The sequence below is a fragment of the Halobellus sp. H-GB7 genome (genome assembly GCF_030848585.1).
Lineage (GTDB): Archaea > Halobacteriota > Halobacteria > Halobacteriales > Haloferacaceae > Haloquadratum > Haloquadratum inordinatus.
In genome coordinates this window covers 17,126-37,848 of sequence record NZ_JAVDDW010000004.1, presented here as the reverse complement: position 1 = coordinate 37,848, position 20,723 = coordinate 17,126, and the positions used below count along the sequence as shown (strand labels likewise).

Below are 20,723 nucleotides of genomic sequence, written 5' to 3'. Positions count from 1 at the left end.
GGCGTGCGTCCCACACACCGATCACAGCATTCGGTCGTTCTACCCAACTGTACGAACAGATTGGTTGTTAAATCTATCTATCTTCCCATTCTGTTCGGAAAAATAAAATTATAGAACGTGATGGTATTGTGTACCACACAGGCTCGGCTAGCGGATAGGTGGCTCGCGGTACGCATCAGTAGCCAGTCGAAAGAGGTAGATCCAGCAGAACGTTCGAATACCGACGAGCAACCTTGCACACCGAGAATGCCGGACGCTGTCCTCGTCGCGAACAGGTCGGTCGCTTACAGCGTGGAGTCGAACACTTCTGTTCGATCTGTCGGATGCTCCGCTAGTGACCGTTTTCTGCGTGCGTCTCGGGATCGAACTTCCCGAACGGCGTGGTCTGATGACTCCGCACGAGGACTTCGTCGGCGACCGTCAGTCCCATATCGAGCAGTTGCTGTGCGACGGGCGTGATGTCGCTGTCGGACTCTCCGACGACCGTCACGAGGAGGTTCTGCTCGCCGGTGACCAACTCTTGGACCGATACGACCCCGTCGATCTCCAGGATCTCGTCGATGAGTTCGCCGCGCTCGGCGATCGAGGCGGTGCAGAACAGCAACATCCGGAGCGGGTAGCCCGACCGCTGGTAGTCCACCTCGGCGCTGTATCCCTTGACGATCTCGTCGGTTTCGAGACGCTGAATGCGCTTTCGGACCGTGCTGTCGGAGGTTCCGGTTCGCTCTGCGATGTCGCCGGACGACATATTTCGGGCGTCTTCCTGTAACGCATACAGGATAGCCTTGTCCACGTCGTCGATATCCTGATTGCCCATATCGGTACATCGGCGGCAAAGGCACTTTACCTTTGTATGATGGTGCCCCTCCGTCGCTACGCTTTTGATCGATTACTGTGACGTTTCGCTATGGGTTCGTTTACCGACGGAGTTGCGGTCGTCACCGGCGGCGGATCGGGAATCGGACGGACGACTGCGATCGAGTTCGCCGACCGCGGTGCGCGTGTCGTCGTCGCCGACGTCGACGTCGAGGGCGGCGAAGAGACGGTCTCAGAGATCGAAGATGCCGGCGGCGAGGCGTGCTTCGTCGAGACCGACGTCACGGACACGGACGCGACCGAAGCGATGGTCGACGTCGCAGTCGACACCTACGGCCGACTCGATTACGCCTTCAACAACGCCGGAATCAGCGGCCCGAGTGCCGCCGTCACCGACCACGACCCCGAGGAGTGGCAGGGCGTCATCGACGTCAACCTCGTTGGCGTGTTCAACTGTATGAAATACGAGATCGCACAGATGCAAGAACAGGAGACCGGTGGCGTAGTCGTGAACAACGCCTCGATCCTGGGGCACGTCGGGTTCAAGAACTCCTCGGGCTACGCCGCCGCGAAGCACGGCCTGCTCGGCCTGACGAAGACGGCCGCACTGGAGAACGGCGAGACGGGCGTCCGCGTCAACGCGGTCTGCCCCGGATTCATCGAGACGCCGCTTCTGGAAGCGGCGGGCCTTACGTCCGACCCGGATATGCGAGAGCAGATCGAACAGCTCCACCCGATGAATCGCCTCGGAACGCCTCAGGAGGTCGCGGACGCCGTGTGCTGGCTCTGTGACGACGAGGCGTCGTTCGTCACCGGCGAGGCACTCGGCGTCGACGGCGGTTATTTGGCACGGTAGCGTCGCGTCTCCCGCTTTTCAGGAATTACCGACTAATCGCTCCACTGCTCTTCGATCGGCTGGGGCGTCTCCTCGCCGAGCGCGACGGCTTTGAGCGTCTCTCCCCGTTCGGTGGTGACTTCGAGATCCGGGACGGAGACGGGATTGCCGTCCTCGTCGATCGCGACGTAGACGAAGTGTGACTCCGTCGTGAGTTTGCACTCACCCGACAGCGGGTCTTCACTGAAGACGCGTAAGTGAATATTCACGCTCGTCGACCCCGCCTCGTAAGCGTACGCCTCGATGAGCGCGGCGTTCCCGCGCGGAATCGGCTCGTGGAAGTCGACGCTCTCCATATGGGCTGTGACGCAGGTCTGCCCGGCGAACCGCATCGCCGACATCGCGCCGACCTCGTCCATCCACTTGACGACGTTGCCGCCGTGTGCGATCTCGTGGTTGTTGGTGTTGCTCGGCTGGACGAGGACGCGGTTCTCGATGTAGGTCTCTTCGAGTGAAATCATAGTCCGCTCTTTCCCGACAGCCGTAATTGATCTGTCGTCTCGGCGAAGCCGTCACGGGGTGCCGGGACGCTTACGGTTCTCCGAGCCCTGCGTTCACGCGTGGACAGGGACGGACTCGTCATCGGCATTGCAGCGGTGTTCGCGGGGACGACGGTTCTCTTGACCGTCCTCGCGTTCGTCTATCAGCCGTTTCTGCTGCTCTTGGCGGTCCCCTTCGGTATCGCGACGTACCTCCTGTGGTACCACGCGAGCGGTCGTCTCCGCGACCGTCTCCGCCGTACTGTCGAAGCCGGACCCGGATCCGGCCCCGGACGACGAGGGCCGAACGCGGCGTCCCGTGGCCCGCGTGACTTCCAGGGTTTCGGCCCGGGGAGACGCGCAGCGGGGGCCGAGAACGGACGCCGCGCAGACGGGAACCGGCGAGCGAGCGGACGCGGCCAGCGTGCGGCTGACGGCCGTGGGCGCCGGACTGCGGGCCCCCGGCGGGACCCGAACGAACCGACGCTCGCCGAGGCCTACCGCACACTGGGTCTCGACCCCGGCGCAGACGAAGCAGACGTGCGCGCCGCCTACCGCGAGCGGGTGAAGGCCGTCCACCCCGACACCGACTCCGGCGACGAAGAGCAGTTCAAGCGCGTGAACCGCGCGTACGAGCGCCTCACGGAGTGAGCGGGGCGTCTTCGCCACTCTCGCTCTCGGCCGATAAGCTACAGAGCACGCGTCCAGACTGTTACACACCGTTCGGTACCGCTACTGTGACACGAGAACCCACACCACGAAAAGGGTTTTAGCGGATCGTTCCCTATCCGCGGCTATGAGCGCTGATCGGGCCGTACTGGAGTCGGCCCTCGAGCGCGGCGAGGAGGAGGGCGGAAGCGTCGAGTTCAAAGAGCGACTCTCACGGGAGTTGCATCTCGCCGACGGCCGACTGGAGAGCCTCGCGGCACAACTGCGCCACCGGGTGCTCTCCGGCGACGGTACGGCGACGTACGTCGTCGGCGTCACCGACGACGGCGGCATCGCCGGCATTCCGCCCGAAGCCTTCTCCGAATCGATGGACGTCCTCTCGATCCTCGCCGAGGAGGCGGACGCCCACATCGAAGACGTCGAGACGTGGGGCGTCGGCGACGACGGCGAGCGCGGCCTCGTCGGCGTCGCGACCGTCCAGGAAGGGGCGATGCTCGACGTCGACGACGACCACATCGTCGTCGGGACCGCGGGTCACGTCGACCACGGCAAGTCGACGCTCGTGGGGTCGCTGGTCACCGGTACCGCCGACGACGGACAGGGCCAGACGCGTGGCTTCCTCGACGTCCAGCCGCACGAAGTCGAGCGCGGGCTCTCGGCGGACCTCTCGTACGCCGTCTACGGCTTCACCGACGACGGCGCGGTCCATATGGACAACCCCCACCGTAAATCCGACCGCGCACGCGTGGTCGAGGAGGCCGACCGACTCGTCTCATTCGTCGATACCGTGGGCCACGAGCCCTGGCTCCGGACGACGATCCGCGGGCTCGTCGGCCAGCGCCTCGACTACGGACTCGTCGTTGTCGCCGCCGACGACGGCCCGACGAAGACGACGCGCGAGCATCTCGGCATCCTGCTCGCGATGGAACTCCCCACCGTCGTCGCGATCACCAAAGCCGACACCGTGACCGACGACCGCTTCGAGGAGGTCGAACGCGAGGTCGAACGGATGCTCCGGGACGTCGGCCGGACGCCGCTCCGGGTCGACCGACACGGTGTCGAAGCCGCCGTCGAGGAACTGAGCGACTCGGTCGTCCCGATCCTGCGAACGAGCGCGGTGACGATGGACGGCCTCGACGACCTCGACGCGATGTTCGAGCGCCTGCCGAAGACGGCGACCGACACCCGCGAGGACTTCCGGATGTACGTCGACCGGACGTACTCCGTGACCGGCGTCGGCGCGGTCGCCTCCGGGACGGTCAACTCGGGCTCCGTCGAGGTGGGCGACGAACTGCTGCTGGGGCCGATGCCGGACGGCTCCTTCCGCGAGGTCGAGGTCCGCTCGATCGAGATGCACCACCACCGCGTCGATCGGGCAAAGGCGGGACGCATCGTCGGTATCGCGCTCAAAGGCGTCCGCGAGGAGGAGATGGAGCGCGGAATGGCGCTGCTGCCGGGCGACGCCGACCCGCTGTCGGTCCGCTCGTTCGAGGCGGAAGTGATGGTGCTGAATCATCCCACCCGCATCCGCGAGGGCTACGAGCCAGTCGTCCACCTAGAGACGGCGAGTGAGGCGGTCATCTTCCACCCCGAAGGCGGTCAACTCCTCCCAGGCGATACGGGAACGGCGACGGTCGAGTTCAAGTTCCGCCCCTACCTGGTCGAGGAAGGCCAGCGGTTCGTGTTCCGCGAGGGACAGTCGAAAGGCGTCGGGACCGTCGTCGACGTCGGTGAGTGAGGGTCGAACGGTCGTTCGACCGACTGACGCTCATAATGATTACTCTCGTCTCTTACCGCCGACCATCGCCTCCGGGAGTGGCGCTCGGCGGTACACAGTGAGAGTAATCACTATCAGTCCTCTTTCTCTCTGCTCCCCTCTCCCGCCCGCGAGGTTGAAGTCCCACGACGCCCCAGGAATTCGTATGGTCTCGCTATCCGCGCTCGCACTCGTCGCCCTGCTCGGCGGCGTCCAGGTGCTCGAGACGGTCCTCGACTATCTCAATCTCCGTCACGGCGCGGCGGCCGTCCGCGACGCCGTCGAGTGGGTTCGCTCGGCGCTCGACGTCGACGACCCCGAGGAGATGCTGGCCTACCAGCGCTCGAAGACGATCCTCTCGCAGATCCAGTCGTGGCTGGGCGTCCTCGTCGTGCTCGCTGTCGTCGTTTCCGGGCTCTACGGCGACGTCGCCGCGGCGCTGAGTCGAACCGGCCTCCCGAGCGTCGCTCAGGGCGTGCTGCTCCTCGCTGGAGCAATCGTCGCCGGCCGGCTCCTGTCCGCGCCGTTCGACGCCTACGAGACGTTCGTCGTCGAGGAGCGCTTCGACTTCAACAACCAGACGCCGGCGCTGTGGCTTCGCGATCTGGCCGTCGGGACGGTCGTCGCGCTCGTCCTCGGCGGCCTCGTCGGCGGCGCGATTCTGCTCGCGGTCGACGCGCTCCCGACGCTGTGGCCCGTCGTCGGCTGGGGGCTAGTTGTCGGCTTCTCGCTGCTGTTTATGATCGTCTACCCCCGCGTTATCGCGCCGCTTTTCAACGACTTCGAGCCGATAGAAGACGGCGACCTCCGCGACGCCGTCGAGAACGTCTTCGAACACGCCGGCTTCGAGTGTGAGCAGGTCTACGAGATGGACGCGAGTCGCCGATCTTCGCACTCGAACGCGTACTTCGTCGGGTTCGGGCGCGCAAAGCGCGTCGTCCTCTTCGACACGCTCGTCGACCAGATGGACCGCGAGGCGATCCAAGCGGTGCTCGCACACGAACTCGCCCACTGGAAGAAAGCCCACATCTGGAAGCAACTGGCAGCCTCCGCCCTGCAGATGGCGGTCGTCTTCGCGTTCCTCTGGTGGGTGACGACCTCCCAGTGGGTGTACGCCGCGTTCGCGCTCCCACAGGAGACCTACGCCGCGCTCGGGATTGGGCTGCTGTACGCCGGCCCCGTGCTGTCGCTGACCGCGCCGCTCACGAATCAGCTCTCACTGGCACACGAGCGCGAGGCCGACGACTTCGCCGCGGAGACGATGGGCGGGGCTGCGTCGATGACGCGCGCGCTGCGCACGCTCGCGGGCGAGAACTTGAGTAACCCCTTCCCGCACCCGGCGTACGCCGCATTCCACCTCACGCACCCGCCGATTCCCGAGCGCATCCGTCGGCTCCGGGAACGGTACGGGACAGAGAACGAGGACGCAGACCGCGTCGCGGGCGGCGATTCCGACGCGGGCGTGCCGCCGTCTGCGACGTAGACGGCGAACGGCATCGCCTACTGGCGCCAGTTATTCTCGCGCGCGCACGTAACCACCGTCGCGTTCGGCGGCGAGATCCAACAGCACGGCCCACCCCAGAATCCGTTCGACGCGCTCGCGCCAGACGTCGCGCCAGTCCTCGGCCGCGCGGTGGGTCTCCCAGACGGGCACGCGGTCTTCGAATCCATCGAAGACCGTCTCGATCGACCGGGGCTCGTCGGGATCCAGCGACGCCAGGACTTCTCGCGCGCCGTACACGCGCTCTCGAAACGCCGTTCTGAGGTGGTCGGGCGTCGGCTCGGTCGACTCCCGGACGAAGCCCGAGGACGTCTCCGAGGCTAATTCGAGCGCGCGCAGGAACGTGAGCCACGTGCGCGCGACGTCGCGAGTGGGGAAATCGAGGCGGCGCATCAGCCGGGCACAGCAGTCGTCTTCGGAGCCGGGAACGAGCGGGACGGCACGCTGGGCGTCCGCGACGCGGTCGAGCGATTCGGGTGGGTCCGGCAGGAGCTTGAATCTCATACGCGTACTCAGTTCACGCCATCAGGTTCGGTAACCGAACGACTCCGCGAGCAGTTCTTCGTCGGTTTCGCCGAGAACGTACGTCGGGCCGTCGACGACGTCGATCGTGACCTTCGCGGGCGCGAAGACGGTCTCCGGGACGTCGTAGAAGTCCCAGTCGGCGGCCGCGAAGATCTCCTCGAAGGGCGTGCCGTACTCCTCGCGAGCGCTGGAGGGCACTCGGTCGAACTCGTCGAAGTCCTCGGCGACGGTGAGGTGGACCTCGCCGCCGTACGCCAGCGCGTCGTTCGTCCGCGCCATCGCGACACTCTCGTCGTAGCTCACCGGCGCGAGCGGTGCCGAGCCGAACGCGGACTGGACGTTGCGGACGTCGTAGCCGAGTTCGAAGAGACGGAAGATCGCGAGTTCGGCGGCGCGCGCGGCCCCGGTGACGCTTCCGACTGTCGAGCCGGACGCGTACGTGGGGAGGAAGACGCCGCTCGGTTCGACGCCGGCGGTCTCGGCGACGTGCTCGGCGATACGGTCGCTCGGGAGGTCGATGCTCTCGACCGAGAGGACGGTCAAATCGAACTCGTCGAAGTAGTCCAGCGCGTGGAATTCGTCTTCTTCGGCGACGAGCGCACGGGCCGGCCCCGACCCGAGGCCGTCGAACGCCGGATCGTCGAACGTGAGTTCCCAGCCTGCTTTCTGCGAGCAGAGCAGTGACAGCGCAGGGTGGTCAGTCTGGAGTTCGACGTACGGCGTCGTCGCGCCCGCGACGTCGTCCATCCGCGTCTGGACGGTCGAAAGCCCAGCGGTCTGGATCTCTGCGAGCAACATTCCGGCTTCGACGCCCGCCTGGGAGTCGACGCCGAAATCCAGTACTGTCGCGCCCGACTCCAATTCGTGCGGCACGACGCGGAGTTCCTCCGCGAAGTCGATGGCCTCGTCGACGAGTTCGATGGCCATCCGATTGATGGAATCCATACCTCGGGGTTGGTCGTCGTGGGGTAAAGTCGTTGGTAGTTCTGTAGCTTCGTCTGCCGCATCTGTTGTGTGAGCCGTTACCACACAATTTCAGCAGTAGGAGGCTTCTCGCGCCCGCTCAGCGTCAGACAACTACACAAAGTATTTACCGGACCTGGTACTTGATTGTCTCGTACCCCTACCAATGGTGACACCAGCGAGTACTGCGGGCCACGTCCGTTCGATCGGACACACGCACTCGCGTTCCGGTGCGCGCAAAGCTGTTGTCGCCGATTGCAGATCAAACAAACTATGACAGGAAATACAAGCAAGTCCCGCGCGGTGTTCCTCGCGGCGCTTATGGTCTTCAGCGTCTTTGCTGGGACCGTGGCGTTTACGGGGAGTGCGGCTGCGGCAAACGCGGACTATCAAGGTGGTGCTGTTCATTACGATAACAACACCACAGGTAGCAGCAATTACGTGATCGAGATTCCGTTTGCGAACAGCGACGACGTCAGTGGCGTTACGCTGAACGCAGACAATTACAAGCTTCTCGATGACGACACTAACATCTCGAGTGAAGTTGATTACACCAACAGCACTGTCACCAATGGTGGCTCGACCGTCTACCTGAAAACCGACAGCGCTATCCAGTCGAACGACCTCGAGATCGAACTCTCGAGTGAAGTCTCCGACCAGAGCGGTGGCGAAACGATTTCGGTTGCGTTCGCAGCCGAGTCGTACAACACCTCGGAGCTCACTGAGGACCGCAACGTCTACCAGGGCACGACGGTCGCTATCTACAACGCCTCCTCGCCCCCGGAAACGTTCGAGATCGAGGGCGACGACACTGACTACTTCCAGAGCTTCTCTTCGGGAGACAACAGTGAAGTCTTCTACGTTGACACGGGCAACCTCGAAACCGACACGTACGACTTCGATGGCCTCTCGAACTTCACGGTTCGTAACCTCGGCCTGAGTGTCAGCATCGACGACCTGAACGTCACGCAGGACGACGAAATCGAAGGTACGGTCTCGGCTCAGGACTCGGGCCGCGACGTTACCATCGAACTGATCGACGATGCCGGTGACGGTGACACAGTCGCCACGATCCCGACCACCATCGGTGGCCAAGGTGAGGTCGACTTCTCGTTCGACGCCAACAATTACGAAACGGGCGACTACACCGTTCTCGTGACCGACAACGCGTCGGCTGTCGAGACGGAATCCTCGACTATCTCCATCAGTGAAGCAGACAACGAAGCTGACTTCGCTGACAACACGGTCTCCGAGCAGCGTGGAGACATCGCCGAGATCCAGCTTGACCTTCAGGACAGCGACTACGCGACCGTTACCGTCGGTGCAGTCGATGGTAGCGAGGGCGTCGTCGCGAACGCGACCGTCGAAGACGAAGACAACGACGGCCAGGTCACGCTCTACCTGAACACGTACCGGCTTACTGAAAATACCGGTGATGCCTTCGCTGTCGACGATGACAGTGATGACAGTGTCACCGACCAGGACGTTGACGTTCCAGTCTCTGACCTGATCGACGCTGGCGACTACGAGCTTGAGGTCGTCGCGGGACAGGACCCCGCTGCCGACACGTCCAGCGGCGCTGACGGCGTCGGAACGCTCGTCCTCGAAGAGCGCAACACGGAATCCATCCAGATGTGGACTGGAAGCTCTGCTGAGCTGAGCAACCCCTCTGAACTCGAAGACATCAACGAAGCTCTCGAGAACGGCGAGATCACCCAGTCGTCCGAGATCGCTGTCGGTGACTGGGCGGTCCACCAGATCGTTGCCTCCGGCTTCGAAGGTGCGCTCAACGCACGCGAGGACGAGGATGTCACCGACGCCTTCCTGCAGCTCAACCGGACCGGTCCGGTCAACCTGACGATCGAAGAGGCCGACCCCGGTGCGAACCAGGATGCGCGCGCTCTCGACATCAACTCGTCCGATAATATGACCGTGATCGCTGACGGCGAGAACGACACTTACTTCGTTCTCGTGAACACCGAACAGGTGAACTTCGCCAACGGTGACGATCTCCCGGCTGACGACGACACGGACCTCGAAACCAACTTCACGGTCCTGAAGAACGATCTCGGCTACGACTTCGTTCCTGAGGATCAGTTCGAGGACGACGAGAACTCCGAAACGTTCGCTACGTTCACGGCGGCTGAGCCGGACGTGAGCGTCAACGAACCGTTCGACGTTGCTGCTTCCAGCAACCAGACGGTCAGCGGCACGTCCAACATCGCACCCGGCACGGAAATCGACGTCCGCGTCCGCAGCGATGATGGCGTCACGCCGAGCTTCCTGAAGACGGCGTCGCCCGTCATCCAGCCCGACGGAACCTGGAGCGCGTCGTTCGACTTCAGTGAGCAGAACGTCGGTGACACCTACGACATCGTCGTTCAGAACAACCTCATTGATGACGTGACGGAAGACGGCGAAGTCGTCGAAGCGGTCGAGACGACTGCACCGGGCACCACGGAAGCTCCGGACACCACGGAAGCTCCGGACACCACGGAAGCTCCGGACACCACGGAAGCTCCGGACACCACGGAAGCGCCTGGTACGACCGAGCAGACCACGACTTCGTCGACCAGCACGCCTGGCTTCGGTGTGGTCGTCGCGCTGACGGCGCTCATCGCCGCTGCGCTGCTCGCGGTCCGCCGCGACAACTAACGACCTGAACTACCGGACCTAGTCCGGCCCTTCAATTTTTCATTTCTTTCGACGCTACACCCGATAGCGACAGCGACGTCCACCGACACGAGATATTGTCTTCCTTTGTAGATCGGTGCGATCTCGCTCGTGCTCGGCACTGGGATGATGCCTCACGTACGCAGCGCTGAGAACAACAGTTCGGAATCTTCGAGGAGAGCGTCGCCGGTTGCTCGGTCTGCTCAGATCTAGAATCGAGGCTAACTTCGCAGCGTAGAACGTCGACGGCACGTACGTAACTTTCGCACGCCCGGTGTTGACTGGCACCCCACGTCGACGACGGCAACGTCAGCACAGCTTGGCACGATATGCCTAATTCGAATGGGACGTCAACGTCTACGCTCGGCTTCGAAACGTCGTCAACTGTCAGTGCTCATCATCAGCGCACTGTCGATCGACTGGCATTGAGACTAGACACTCTCCCTGCAACTCATCTTACGGAAGGAATGATAGCGAATAGGCAGCACTCGGCACATTTCGGATTCAGTGCACCTGTCGGTCGTTCCTCTGACGCTTCAGAGGGGATAACACAAAAAGCCGAAGCTAGTAGCGAATATAAATCCGAAACTCGAAAACGCGCTGCTACGACGTTTGATTGAGGAAAAGTGCCCGGGGTGGGCTCCGAACCCACGATCTCCGCATATCCCAGGTCCGAGGCTCGGCGGGCCCCGTGGGGAGCGGCGGAGGCTTCCAAGGCGTACCGCACCGAATCTCAGGAAACCCTATGAGTGCGGCGCTATGTCCAGCTAAGCCACCCGGGCTCACTTCTCCGTTGTTCGATGACGTTCTTAAACCTTCGCAAGTCCGGTGGCCGCGAGAGTGTCTCACAATCGCACAACCGGCCGTATTCCGGTCTTATTGATCTCCACCAAACACCGCTCCATCGGCGCCCGTGCGCTGATCCGCGTACCACCCGTAGACCGTCGGGCCGAGCAGGAGCACGGCCACCAGCATCGCGGCGACGACGACCCGCAGGTCGGTCGCGCCCGCGAGGTCACCAGCCGCGAGCGTCTCCGCCGACGACCCCGCGAGAATCCCGACGATCACCCACGGAATCTCGCCGATCGCCGTGCCGAGCAGAAACGCCCACAGCGGGACGCCGGCCATCCCCGCAGCGACCGAGACCACGTCCGAGGGGGCCGGGACGAGCCGACTCGCGACGACGCTCCGCACGTCACCGGTCTGCTCTCTGAACGCCTCACCCGCGTCGGCGACGCGACCCGTCCGTCCGAACCGCCGAGCGAGAAGATACGGTGGCACACTCGTGAGCGTGACCAGCGCGAGGGCGAGCGGGAACCCCGACGGCCCGAGTCCGTAGCCGAGGAGCACTGCTAAGAGCGTGGTCGGCCACGCGAGCAGCGGTCGGACGGCGGCCAGTGCGATCGTGACGATAACGAGCCGTATCGGATCGGCGACGAGCCACGCCGCTCGGGAGAGCACCGCGTCGGGCGAGGTGACGAGCGCGGCTGCCGCGACGACGACCAGCGCTGCGCCGGCGACTATCCGCGCTCGCAATCGAGACCGGTCCATCGTTTGCAGGTCGCTGCCGGGTCGGGATAACAGTTGGTGACCGGCGGTGATCGAGCGGGGGCAAGGTCGGGGCGTTCGTCGTTCCGGCGCGACAGTGAAATGTTATGTCCGCGCATGCGGAAGGCAGAGTGAACTGTGGCCGACGACGAGCAATCGGATCTCTCGACGTTCGATGCCGGAAGCGGCGCCGACAGCGACACAGATAGCGGAGCCGACAGCGACACAAATCGCGGCGCGGATGGCGGCGCAGAGAGTGGCGATGCGAACGATTCCGGAGACGACAGCCCTGGCCCTGCTGGTGACACAGACGGATCATCGCCGGTGGGGCACGTCGCCGACCTCGACAAGAGCGAGCGCGTCGAACTCGGCGTCGACCTCCTCGCACACGTCGAGGCGGAGTCGCTATCGCTCTCGGAGGCGGTCGATCGCATCGAGACAGTGACGACGAACCCGGCGTTGACGCGGGAGATCCTCGATACCGCGGAACTCCGCGGCGTCATCGAGCGCGATGAGGGTCGACTCCGTACGCGCCGTGGCGGGACCTACGTTCGCTTCGAACAACAGATCGTCGAGCGAGAGGGCGACTACGAGTGTCGGCGGTGCGGAGCGAGCCTCTCGACGGGTCACTTCGTGCAGTTCCAGAGCGGCGAACTCGGCCCGTTCGGCCCGTCGTGCGTGCGAAAAGTGCTCGGTCGAGAGTAGGTTAGCGGCCGCGCCGGAGCTCTTCGATGAGCTGTTCGACCAGTTCGCGCTGGGCGCGCAACTCTTCGTTCTGTTGCTCGACGGTTTCTCGGAGTTCAGCCAGTTCCTCGCGAAGTTGCTCCTCTACAGTAGGTGTCGCAGACTGAAAGCCCGAGCCCTCGAATCCGGCGTTGGACGACGGAGTCTCGTTCGCTCCCGTGTCGTTCCCCGCGCTCTGCGTGTGACTTCCCGCTTGTGTCGAGTCAGCGTCCGCCGTCTCGGGCTCTGTGGGTCCCTGAGTGGCGTTCGCCCACGCCGTGTCGTTAGTCTCAGTGGTCTCCGTGGCCGATTGCGTACTGGAACTGGACGCTGTAGCGCTGCTTTCGGCGGTGTCAGTCGTCGTCTCCTGTGTAGGGCGTTCGACCTGCTGGGTGATGGCGTCCGCGCTGGCGTCGGCGGCGCCGACCTGTGCCGTCGAGCGGTCCGCGCTGTCGCCGGACGCGACCGCATCGGTGGGTGTGGTTTCGGCGCCGTCTCCGGATCGCGTGGCGTTTTCGGGTAACTCTTCGGGCTCTGCGGGGTCGGCGATCAGCGGGTCGGGACCGTCGCCGAAAGAGACTTCACCCGACTGGTCGCCGTCTGCGACGTCGCTTTCGGCTTCCTCCTCGTCGGATTCTGCGGCGGCACGGAGTTCCTCCAGTGAGTCGACGCCCCAATACGAGAGCAGCGTCGTCTCCAGGGCCGCGCGAACCGCGCGGGCGTCGTCGTTGGGGGCTTTGAACCGCTCCTGGCGGCCATTGACTGTGAGCACGACCGACGTGGCTACGCTGCCGTCCTCGAAGTCCAAATCGCTCACGTCGCTGTAGTGATAGGACTCGAAGTCCTCGTCCCAGAGATTCGCGCCGATGTGGCGCACCACGCGCTCGCCCGCGATGACGATCGTGAGCTCGCTGAACCGGAAGAGGCGCTCCATCGGCTCGTCGTCTTCGAGGACGTCGTTCGCTTTGAATACGCCTTCGACGATCGGCTGCAGCGCGCGTTCGAGCCGCTTTGCGGGCAGCGAAATCGTCTCCTGGCCGTCGAGGCCGTAGTCCAGCGTCACCTTCGCCTTGCGGCGGCCCTCGGAGACGGTGATGCGCTCGGCGTCGTGGGAGTACTCCTCGACCGACTCGTCGGAGAGCAGCCCTTCGGCGCGATAGAGTAGCGTCCGCGTCGGCGTCACGTACAGTTCGTCCTCGCCGCCGAGGTCGACCCGCGCGACCACGTCCTCGCCAGCGAGGGCGGCCTGGACGATCTCCGGTTGGCTCATAGCATCGTTCTCCGTCCGTTTCGTCATAAATCCGTGGGTCTTGCTGGCGCTCGCACGTGATGGTATACCGAACTTTCCCGGTGGGCGAGCAGACGGCGGCGAAACGGGGTAAAAAGAGCGGAAAAACGGCGGTCGCGGTTGGTTATGTGATCAGTCGTCGGCGACAACGTGCTGGCTCTCGCCGGTCATCGCGAGGACGTCGTCGAAGAAGCCGAGCGAGTCGTGGGGGCCGGGGTGGGCCTCGGGGTGGTACTGACGGGTGATCACGTCGAGTTCGTCGTTCGCGAGTCCCTCGGCGGTGCCGTCGTTGACGTTGACCTGCCTCACGTCGAGTTGGTCGCCGGGTTCGCCGACGGTGTAGCCGTGGTTCTGCGTCGTCATCACGACCTGTCCGGAGTCGAGGTCGCGGACGGGCTGGTTCACGCCGCGGTGCCCGAAGTCCATCTTCTCGGTGGTGCCGCCGAGCGCGCGGGCGACGACCTGCTGACCGAGACAGATGCCCGCGATCGGGACCTCGCCGACGTTCTCTTCGACCAGTTCCTGTGCGGCCCCGAAGTTCGCCGGGTCGCCCGGGCCGTTGGAGATGAACAGGAGATCGGGGTCGATCTCGGCGAGGTCCTCGCTCGTGGTGTCGTAGGGGAGCACGTGGACCGACGCGTTGCGTTCGACGAGCGAGTCGACGATCGACATCTTCGCGCCGCAGTCGACGAGCGCGACGTCGACGTTGCCGTCGCCGTAGGTCGTCTGTTCGGCCGTCGAGACGCGCTTGCCGATGTCGACGTGCTCGCTCATCCCCTTGCACTGTTCGAGTTCGGCCTCCGCGTCCGCGGGCGTCACGTCCTCGCCGACGGCGATGCCGCACTTCATCGCACCCTCCTCGCGGATCGACGTGACGAGGTCACGGGTGTCGATGTGGTCGAGGGCAGGGACGTTCTCGTCTTCGAGCCACTCGACGACGTCCTCGGTGAACTCGTGAGAGATCGCCGCGCGCGGGTGGACGCGATCGGACTCGAATCGCTCTTCTCGGACGCCGTAGTTGCCGATGAGCGGGTACGAGAACGTCAGGACCTGTTCCTCGTAGGAGGGATCGGTCAGGCTCTCCTCGTAGCCGGTGTACGCAGTCGTGAACACTAACTCGCCGCGGGTCCGCCCCGGCACGCGACCGCGGGCCTCGATAACGCGGCCGTCTTCCAGGGCCAGATAGGCGTCCGACATTACGAGAAACGCACGTGATTCTGGGGTATAAGTGTTACTTTCGTAGCTCAGTTACGAATTTCGTAATCGGTAAGCCCCCCGAGCGCGTCTGGGGGGTATGGACGATCTCGATCGCCAGATCCTCGATATTCTCCGCCGGGACGCCCGAACGCCCTACACGGAGATCGCAGCCCAGGTCGGGACCTCCGAGGGGACGGTGCGCAACCGAGTCGAGCGCCTGACAGAGGACGGCGTCATCGAGCGGTTCACTATCTCGACGCGGACGGGAAACATCAAAGCGATGATCGAGGTCTCGGTGAAAGTCGACGTCGACACGACCGAGATCACAGAGCAGATGACAGAGTGGGACCAGGTCGACTTCGTCTGGCAGGTCTCCGGCGAAGAGGACGTCGTCCTCGTCGTCGACGCCGCCGATACTCAGGCGGTGAATGATCTCATCACTCGCGCGCGCGAGCTCGACGAGGTGAAGAACACGAAGACGCGGCTCATCCTCGACGAGCGCCTCGGCCGGTCGCCGTAAGATCTGGACGCGACAGCGCCTCACGTCGCGCCGGAACGAATCGTTTTAGTGCGCGCTGGCGGAACAGGGGAGTATGGCGATCAAACCCAAGTACGTCAAACAGCTCGGGAAGCTGCTGCTGGAGAAGTACCCGGAAGCGTTCAACACGGACTTCGAGACGAACAAAGAGAGCGTCGCAACGCTGACCAACGTGGAGTCAAAGGGCGTCCGCAACCGGATCGCGGGCTACATCACGCGTAAGAAGGGCGGCTCGCAGCCCTCGACCTCGGCATAAGTCGGAGACCTGTTTCTGAACGTCGTCGATATCGCGAGCGACTGCCGTCTCTCCTCTCTCGCACGTCCAACAGCGATCCGCTATAGTAGCGTTTGCAAGTCTTCACAAGTCTTCACGCACCTAATCGCACGCAGTCGTGCGATTGGCTGTGTGATCAGTTACAAACGCTACTATAGTCGCGACGAACCCGTAATAGCCAGAGCGACGCGCCGCGCGCTCAGAGCCGGTCGGCGCGTCCCGCCGCAGTCCACTTGTCTGTCGGTGCGCCGTCGGGAACGCGGCGCACGCGACGTCCGCTCGTGGCGTCGACGCGGCCCGCGAAGGTCCACTTCTCGCCGGTCCATGTCGGCCCCGACTGGGCTGCTGCCGCGGCCGCGACCGCGGCGGCCCGCTCGCCATCGGCGACGTGAGCAGCAACTGCGGCGGCGATCGCGGCGGCCTCTTCTTCGTCCGCACTGTCCGGGAGCGTGAGGCGGTCGGGCACGTCGGCGACCGGGTCGGTGCCGGTCGAATCGTCATCAACCGAGTCGTCGGCGGTCGGATCGTCGGCGACCATCTCAGATCGGGAGGTTGCCGTGCTTCTTTTCGGGGAGCGACGAGCGCTTCGAGCGGAGCATCTCCAGGTCCGCGACGAGTCGCTCGCGCGTCTCCGGCGGTTCGATGACGGCGTCGATGAAGCCGCGATCGGCCGCTGTGTAGGGGTTCGCGAACTCCTCCCGGTACTCCGCGATGAGTTCGTCGCGGCGCTCGTCGGGATCGTCTGCAGCCGCCAGTTCGTCGCTGTAGAGAATGTTGACCGCGCCCTGCGGCCCCATCACGGCAATCTCGGCCGTCGGCCACGCGTAGTTGACGTCCGCGCCCAGATGCTTCGAGGCCATCACGTCGTAGGCGCCGCCGTAGGCTTTCCGCGTGATCACCGTCAGGAGCGGCACTGTCGCCTCCGAGTAGGCGTACAGGAGCTTCGCGCCGTGGCGGATGATCCCGTTGTGTTCCTGGTCGGTGCCGGGGAGGAACCCGGGCACGTCGACGAAGGAGACGATCGGGATATTGAAGCCGTCACAGAAGCGGACGAACCGCGAAGCCTTCTCGGAGGCCTCGATGTCGAGCGTGCCGGCGTTGACGCGCGGCTGGTTCGCGATGACGCCGACCGAGTGGCCATCGAGGCGGGCGAAGCCGACGAGGACGTTCTTCGCGAAGCCCGCGTGGACCTCGAAGAAGGAGTCCTCGTCGAGGACGCCGCCGATGACGTCGTGCATATCGTACGGCTTCCGGGGCTCGTCGGGCACGACCTCGTTCAGCGACTCGTCGGCGCGCTCGGGGTCGTCCCACGGTTCCACGCGCGGCGGGTCCTCGACGTTGTTCGGGGGGAGATACGAGAGCAGCCGTCGGATGTCGTCGAGCGCCTCCTCCTCGGTGTCGCAGGCGAAGTGTGCGACGCCCGAGGTCGAGGCGTGCGTGACCGCACCGCCGAGTTCCTCGAAGCTCACTTCCTCACCGGTGACGGTCTTGATCACGTCCGGACCGGTGATGAACATGTGGCTCGTGTCCTTCACCATGAACGTGAAGTCCGTGAGCGCGGGTGAGTAGACAGCGCCACCGGCGCAGGGCCCCATAATCGCCGAAATCTGGGGCACAACGCCCGAGGCCTCCGTGTTCCGCCGGAATATCTCGCCGAAGCCACCGAGCGACTGGACGCCCTCCTGAATGCGGGCCCCCGCGGAGTCGTTGAGTCCGACGACTGGCGCGCCGACCTCGACGGCTTTGTCCATCACCTTCGTGATCTTCTCGGAGAACACTTCTCCGAGCGAGCCGCCGAAGACGGTGAAGTCGTGGGCGAAGACGAACGTCTTTCGTCCGTCGACCTCGCCGTAGCCGGTCACGACCCCGTCGCCCGGGAGTTGGGTCTCCTCCATCCCGAAGTTGTGGTTCCGGTGGGTCCGGAGCTGGTCGAATTCGTTAAACGTCCCGTCGTCGAGGAAGTACTCGATGCGCTCGCGGGCCGTCATCTTTCCCTTCTCGTGTTGGGATTCGATGCGGTCCTCGCCGCCGCCCTTGAGCGCTCGCTCGCGCTTCTCGCGTAGCTCCTCGATACGGTCCTCCATCGTCACGTCGGACCACCTCCGATCATCGTCACGTACGTACCGACGGGAGGCAAAAGGGTTTCCGCAATCCGACAAGGGAAGGTTCGTCGAACGTCGACATTCTCGGATAGTATATAAAAAATAATTATGTTTATTGCACTCGGAATCGTGGTAGTAAGTACCACGATGGCTAGCGCACACCGATCACCCTTCGAACGCCTGCGGTCGCAGTACAACGACGTCGACCTCGTCTGTCCGAAGTGCGGCTACGACGACATCGACGGGGAGTGGCAGGCCGTGACGACCGGTCGCACGATCGAGTACCGGCACATCTGCCCCAGTTGCGGTGCGATCCGACGGCGGACGATTACACTCGAAAAGTAGGCCGCAAGCGGCGGACCGGAGTGAACAGGACTGCGACTGTCGCGCTACGTCGTGCGCTTGCAGTCAGGTCAGACGAGCGACCGCTCGGTCCGGAGTCCGACGAACGCCACTGCGCCGACGAACACCGCGACGAGCACCGTCGGCCAGAAGCCGAGGCTGGCGTCCACGCCGAAGGTCGTCAGGAGGGTGAATAGCAGGAAGATCGGGAGGACGACGCCCGCACCGAGCAGCCACGGCGTCGCGAGCGCCTGCGAGACGCTGCCAGCGCCGGAGCGGAGTTCGGTGATTGCATCGCGGCCCAGTACCCAGCCGGCGAAGACGAGCACGGCGGTCAGCCCGAGCGTCAGGAGGGTGTCGACGAGCGGTCCGGCGACGAAGCCGAACACTGCCGTCCCCGCGATCGTCGGGTTGATCGCACAGATCCCACCGGTCACGACCACGGCACCGGTGACGAGCGCCACGGCGCGGTGTCGCGAGAAGCCGTACTCGTCGACGAGGAACGAGACGGGGATCTCGAGCATACTGATCGACGACGACAGCGCCGCGAGCACGACGACGCCGAAGAAGGCCGTCGCGACGAGCGCGCCCGCGGGAAGTTGGGAGAACGCGCCAGCGAGGCCGACGAACAGCGCGCCCGGCCCGGGTGCGGTCTGCGACGGATCGACGCCGAGCGAGAACAGCAGCGGGAAGACGACAAGGCCCGCGAGCACACCCACGAGCGTGTTGAGGACGGCGATGATCGTCCCGTCGAAGGGGAGCGAGCGGTCCTCGTCGATGTAGGAGGCGTAGGTGATCATCGTCCCCGCGCCGAGCGAGAGCGTGAAGAGCGCCTGTCCGGCAGCCGGCGCGAGCACGTCGAAGAAGTTCGCGCGGATCGTCGCGAGGTCGAAGCTGAGATAGAACGCGTACGCTTCGGCCGCACCGGGGCGCGACCCCGCCCAGACGGCGAGCCCGATCAGCAGTGCGAGCACCGCGGGCATCATCACCTTCGTGCCGAGTTCGATCCCGCGGCGGACGCCCGCGTAGACGACGAGCGCCGTCAGCGCGAGAAACAGCAGGTGGTAGCCGAGCGCGTCGAGGCCGGCGGCCACACCGCCGAAGTACTGGCCGGGCGAGGCGAAGTACGCCGGTTCACTCCCGACGAGGCCGAGTGCGCTCTCGCCGAAGTACCGGAGGATCCAGCCGCCCACGACGCTGTAGAACGAAATGAGCGCGATCGCAGTGAAGACGTAGAAGACGCCCCACAGCCCCCACGCCCGCGACCCCGAGAGATCCCGAAAGGCTCCAACGGGACTTTTCTTGCCGCGTCGGCCGACGACGAACTCCCCGAGCAGCCCCGGGACGCCGACCAGCAGTACGATACCGAGATACACCATCAGAAATGCGCTTCCACCGTTGTCGGCTGTCACCCACGGGAAGCGCCAGATGTTCCCGAGGCCGACCGCCGAACCCGCGGCGGCGAGGATGAACCCCGCGCGTGTCGCCCATGTCTCACGTGTCATTGGCACTCACTCACCTGCTCGCGAGTAAGTGGCTTTCGGACCGAATCCGTCTCCTCGGCCGATAACACGGTCATTCGTGAGGGATTTTGCCCCGCGGCGGTGAGCGCGACTCCAGCGATCGTCGGTGCCGCGACGCCGTCGAGGCCGCCGGTGTGCTGGGCGGAGACTTATTTATCACGACCGTAATGAACAACTATGACTGATGCTGATCACATCGTGATCGCAGGCAGCGGACGTGTCGGCCACCGCGTGGCTCAGCACTTTACTGACCGAGGGTGGAACGTTACGGTCATCGATCCCGACCCGGGGCGGGCCATCGAGGACGACGACATCGACGTCATCAGAGGTGACGCGACGAAGCCGTCGGTGCTCGACGAGGCCATCACCGACCGGACGGACACCGTCGGCGCACTGACGGACAAACAAGACACGAACCTCGTCGTCTGTATGGCGGCGAAACGCCACGCGACGGGGCTCCGAACCGTCGCCCGAATCGAAGAGGGCGCGGGCGACGAGTACGAGGAGTACGTCGATCAGGTCTATTTCCCCGAGCGTGCCAGCGTCCGCGCGGCGGTCAACGCTCTCTCGGGGAGCGACGTCCGCACGCTGGAGGAGGTCACCGGCGAACTGGAAGTCCTCGACGTACGGATCGACTACGACGCGCCGGCGGCGGGCGAAGTCGTCTCCACTGCGCTCCCCGAAGGCTCCGTGGTCATCGCCGAGGCGGACGGCCACGTCGCCGTCCAGCACTCGACAGAACTGATCGGTGGCCGACGGTACCTCATCGCGGCCGACCGCGACGTCGTCGGAGAAGTCCTCACGCAGTGTCGCGGTGAGGACGCAGTGTAGTCAGGAACTGCTTCTCCGCCGTCGAGAGTGCGGGAACCGCACGAATCTGTTTTCGGAGTCGCCCTTTCGCGATCGGAGGA

At 64.5% G+C, this 20,723-nt stretch carries 20 protein-coding genes and 1 tRNA gene; 10 read left to right on the top strand and 11 right to left on the bottom strand.

The genetic code is table 11. The features are described from left to right. Positions 1-331 precede the first annotated feature (331 nt). Complete coding sequence (locus RBH22_RS08735) at positions 332-817, bottom strand: Lrp/AsnC family transcriptional regulator (protein ID WP_121569819.1); 486 nt, start codon at positions 815-817, stop codon at positions 332-334. Positions 818-907: 90 nt separating this feature from the next. Between RBH22_RS08735 and RBH22_RS08730 the strand changes: the two genes are divergently transcribed. Then, a complete protein-coding gene (locus tag RBH22_RS08730) occupies positions 908-1,672 on the top strand; it encodes a glucose 1-dehydrogenase (protein ID WP_306677249.1) in 765 nt (254 codons plus the stop codon). Positions 1,673-1,704: 32 nt separating this feature from the next. Here the strand turns inward: RBH22_RS08730 and RBH22_RS08725 are convergent, their stop codons facing one another. Further along, positions 1,705-2,172, bottom strand: a complete 468-nt coding sequence (locus RBH22_RS08725) for an acyl-CoA thioesterase (protein WP_121569817.1) — start codon at positions 2,170-2,172, stop codon at positions 1,705-1,707. Between the two features lie 99 nt (positions 2,173-2,271). On the opposite strand from RBH22_RS08725, the gene RBH22_RS08720 reads away from it, so the two are divergent. From RBH22_RS08720 to RBH22_RS08710, 3 genes are all read left to right on the top strand, one after another. Then, complete coding sequence (locus tag RBH22_RS08720) at positions 2,272-2,841, top strand: DnaJ domain-containing protein (RefSeq protein ID WP_256545694.1); 570 nt, start codon at positions 2,272-2,274, stop codon at positions 2,839-2,841. Between the two features lie 145 nt (positions 2,842-2,986). Then, positions 2,987-4,597: a GTP-binding protein gene (locus RBH22_RS08715; protein WP_306677248.1), complete on the top strand. Its 1,611-nt coding sequence runs from the start codon at positions 2,987-2,989 to the stop codon at positions 4,595-4,597. A 184-nt stretch (positions 4,598-4,781) separates the two neighbouring features. Then, complete coding sequence (locus RBH22_RS08710; protein ID WP_306677247.1) at positions 4,782-6,098, top strand: M48 family metallopeptidase; 1,317 nt, start codon at positions 4,782-4,784, stop codon at positions 6,096-6,098. A gap of 30 nt (positions 6,099-6,128) precedes the next feature. Here the strand turns inward: RBH22_RS08710 and RBH22_RS08705 are convergent, their stop codons facing one another. Both RBH22_RS08705 and mch read right to left on the bottom strand, forming a co-directional pair. Further along, entirely contained in the window at positions 6,129-6,620 is a 492-nt protein-coding gene (locus RBH22_RS08705) for a hypothetical protein (RefSeq protein ID WP_256289059.1), read from the bottom strand. A 21-nt stretch (positions 6,621-6,641) separates the two neighbouring features. After that, entirely contained in the window at positions 6,642-7,586 is a 945-nt protein-coding gene (gene mch / locus RBH22_RS08700; protein ID WP_256289058.1) for a methenyltetrahydromethanopterin cyclohydrolase, read from the bottom strand. A gap of 291 nt (positions 7,587-7,877) precedes the next feature. Here mch and RBH22_RS08695 point away from each other — a divergent pair, with 291 nt between their 5' ends. Beyond that, a complete protein-coding gene (locus RBH22_RS08695) occupies positions 7,878-10,259 on the top strand; it encodes a BGTF surface domain-containing protein (RefSeq protein WP_306677246.1) in 2,382 nt (793 codons plus the stop codon). A gap of 645 nt (positions 10,260-10,904) precedes the next feature. Here RBH22_RS08695 and RBH22_RS08690 read toward each other — a convergent pair. Both RBH22_RS08690 and RBH22_RS08685 read right to left on the bottom strand, forming a co-directional pair. Next, positions 10,905-11,059: transfer RNA gene (locus RBH22_RS08690), tRNA-Met, on the bottom strand. 94 nt (positions 11,060-11,153) lie between these two features. Continuing rightward, the gene (locus tag RBH22_RS08685) at positions 11,154-11,828 is read right to left on the bottom strand and encodes a VTT domain-containing protein (RefSeq protein ID WP_306677245.1); all 675 of its coding nucleotides are present in this window, start codon (positions 11,826-11,828) and stop codon (positions 11,154-11,156) included. Between the two features lie 321 nt (positions 11,829-12,149). Here RBH22_RS08685 and RBH22_RS08680 point away from each other — a divergent pair, with 321 nt between their 5' ends. Then, positions 12,150-12,530, top strand: coding sequence for a DUF5830 family protein (locus RBH22_RS08680; RefSeq protein WP_306677415.1), 381 nt, complete (start codon positions 12,150-12,152; stop codon positions 12,528-12,530). A gap of 1 nt (position 12,531) precedes the next feature. On the opposite strand, the gene RBH22_RS08675 is transcribed toward RBH22_RS08680, so the two are convergent. Next, positions 12,532-13,818 (bottom strand): hypothetical protein, encoded by a 1,287-nt coding sequence (locus RBH22_RS08675; RefSeq protein ID WP_306677244.1) that lies wholly within the window; start codon positions 13,816-13,818, stop codon positions 12,532-12,534. Between the two features lie 150 nt (positions 13,819-13,968). Beyond that, positions 13,969-15,033, bottom strand: a complete 1,065-nt coding sequence (gene carA, locus RBH22_RS08670; RefSeq protein ID WP_306677243.1) for a glutamine-hydrolyzing carbamoyl-phosphate synthase small subunit — start codon at positions 15,031-15,033, stop codon at positions 13,969-13,971. 97 nt (positions 15,034-15,130) lie between these two features. Between carA and RBH22_RS08665 the strand changes: the two genes are divergently transcribed. Both RBH22_RS08665 and RBH22_RS08660 read left to right on the top strand, forming a co-directional pair. Continuing rightward, complete coding sequence (locus RBH22_RS08665; RefSeq protein ID WP_121569807.1) at positions 15,131-15,553, top strand: Lrp/AsnC family transcriptional regulator; 423 nt, start codon at positions 15,131-15,133, stop codon at positions 15,551-15,553. A gap of 73 nt (positions 15,554-15,626) precedes the next feature. Then, positions 15,627-15,827 (top strand): 30S ribosomal protein S17e, encoded by a 201-nt coding sequence (locus tag RBH22_RS08660; RefSeq protein WP_121569806.1) that lies wholly within the window; start codon positions 15,627-15,629, stop codon positions 15,825-15,827. A gap of 217 nt (positions 15,828-16,044) precedes the next feature. On the opposite strand, the gene RBH22_RS08655 is transcribed toward RBH22_RS08660, so the two are convergent. Together RBH22_RS08655 and RBH22_RS08650 are read right to left on the bottom strand one after the other, a co-directional pair. Further along, positions 16,045-16,383: a hypothetical protein gene (locus RBH22_RS08655; RefSeq protein ID WP_306677242.1), complete on the bottom strand. Its 339-nt coding sequence runs from the start codon at positions 16,381-16,383 to the stop codon at positions 16,045-16,047. A 1-nt stretch (position 16,384) separates the two neighbouring features. Next, entirely contained in the window at positions 16,385-17,929 is a 1,545-nt protein-coding gene (locus tag RBH22_RS08650) for an acyl-CoA carboxylase subunit beta (RefSeq protein WP_306677413.1), read from the bottom strand. Positions 17,930-18,094: 165 nt separating this feature from the next. On the opposite strand from RBH22_RS08650, the gene RBH22_RS08645 reads away from it, so the two are divergent. Next, positions 18,095-18,292 carry an HVO_0649 family zinc finger protein gene (locus RBH22_RS08645; RefSeq protein ID WP_121569804.1) on the top strand — a complete coding sequence of 66 codons (198 nt, stop codon included), beginning with the start codon at positions 18,095-18,097 and terminating at the stop codon, positions 18,290-18,292. Positions 18,293-18,360: 68 nt separating this feature from the next. Here RBH22_RS08645 and RBH22_RS08640 read toward each other — a convergent pair whose 3' ends face one another. Continuing rightward, a complete protein-coding gene (locus RBH22_RS08640; RefSeq protein WP_256545657.1) occupies positions 18,361-19,794 on the bottom strand; it encodes a sodium-dependent transporter in 1,434 nt (477 codons plus the stop codon). A gap of 195 nt (positions 19,795-19,989) precedes the next feature. Here RBH22_RS08640 and RBH22_RS08635 point away from each other — a divergent pair, with 195 nt between their 5' ends. Then, entirely contained in the window at positions 19,990-20,643 is a 654-nt protein-coding gene (locus RBH22_RS08635) for a TrkA family potassium uptake protein (protein WP_256545656.1), read from the top strand. The last annotated feature ends 80 nt before the right edge of the window (positions 20,644-20,723 follow it).

Excerpts from the sequence above, each read along its gene's own strand:
- RBH22_RS08735 (WP_121569819.1), bottom strand. The coding sequence starts at position 817 with ATGGGCAATCAGGATATCGACGACGTGGACAAGGCTATCCTGTATGCG.
- RBH22_RS08730 (WP_306677249.1), top strand. The coding sequence starts at position 908 with ATGGGTTCGTTTACCGACGGAGTTGCGGTCGTCACCGGCGGCGGATCG.
- RBH22_RS08725 (WP_121569817.1), bottom strand. The coding sequence starts at position 2,172 with ATGATTTCACTCGAAGAGACCTACATCGAGAACCGCGTCCTCGTCCAG.
- RBH22_RS08715 (WP_306677248.1), top strand. The coding sequence starts at position 2,987 with ATGAGCGCTGATCGGGCCGTACTGGAGTCGGCCCTCGAGCGCGGCGAG.
- RBH22_RS08710 (WP_306677247.1), top strand. The coding sequence starts at position 4,782 with ATGGTCTCGCTATCCGCGCTCGCACTCGTCGCCCTGCTCGGCGGCGTC.
- RBH22_RS08705 (WP_256289059.1), bottom strand. The coding sequence starts at position 6,620 with ATGAGATTCAAGCTCCTGCCGGACCCACCCGAATCGCTCGACCGCGTC.
- mch (WP_256289058.1), bottom strand. The coding sequence starts at position 7,586 with ATGGATTCCATCAATCGGATGGCCATCGAACTCGTCGACGAGGCCATC.
- RBH22_RS08695 (WP_306677246.1), top strand. The coding sequence starts at position 7,878 with ATGACAGGAAATACAAGCAAGTCCCGCGCGGTGTTCCTCGCGGCGCTT.
- RBH22_RS08685 (WP_306677245.1), bottom strand. The coding sequence starts at position 11,828 with ATGGACCGGTCTCGATTGCGAGCGCGGATAGTCGCCGGCGCAGCGCTG.
- RBH22_RS08675 (WP_306677244.1), bottom strand. The coding sequence starts at position 13,818 with ATGAGCCAACCGGAGATCGTCCAGGCCGCCCTCGCTGGCGAGGACGTG.
- carA (WP_306677243.1), bottom strand. The coding sequence starts at position 15,033 with ATGTCGGACGCCTATCTGGCCCTGGAAGACGGCCGCGTTATCGAGGCC.
- RBH22_RS08665 (WP_121569807.1), top strand. The coding sequence starts at position 15,131 with ATGGACGATCTCGATCGCCAGATCCTCGATATTCTCCGCCGGGACGCC.
- RBH22_RS08660 (WP_121569806.1), top strand. The coding sequence starts at position 15,627 with ATGGCGATCAAACCCAAGTACGTCAAACAGCTCGGGAAGCTGCTGCTG.
- RBH22_RS08655 (WP_306677242.1), bottom strand. The coding sequence starts at position 16,383 with ATGGTCGCCGACGATCCGACCGCCGACGACTCGGTTGATGACGATTCG.
- RBH22_RS08650 (WP_306677413.1), bottom strand. The coding sequence starts at position 17,929 with ATGGAGGACCGTATCGAGGAGCTACGCGAGAAGCGCGAGCGAGCGCTC.
- RBH22_RS08645 (WP_121569804.1), top strand. The coding sequence starts at position 18,095 with ATGGCTAGCGCACACCGATCACCCTTCGAACGCCTGCGGTCGCAGTAC.
- RBH22_RS08640 (WP_256545657.1), bottom strand. The coding sequence starts at position 19,794 with ATGACACGTGAGACATGGGCGACACGCGCGGGGTTCATCCTCGCCGCC.
- RBH22_RS08635 (WP_256545656.1), top strand. The coding sequence starts at position 19,990 with ATGACTGATGCTGATCACATCGTGATCGCAGGCAGCGGACGTGTCGGC.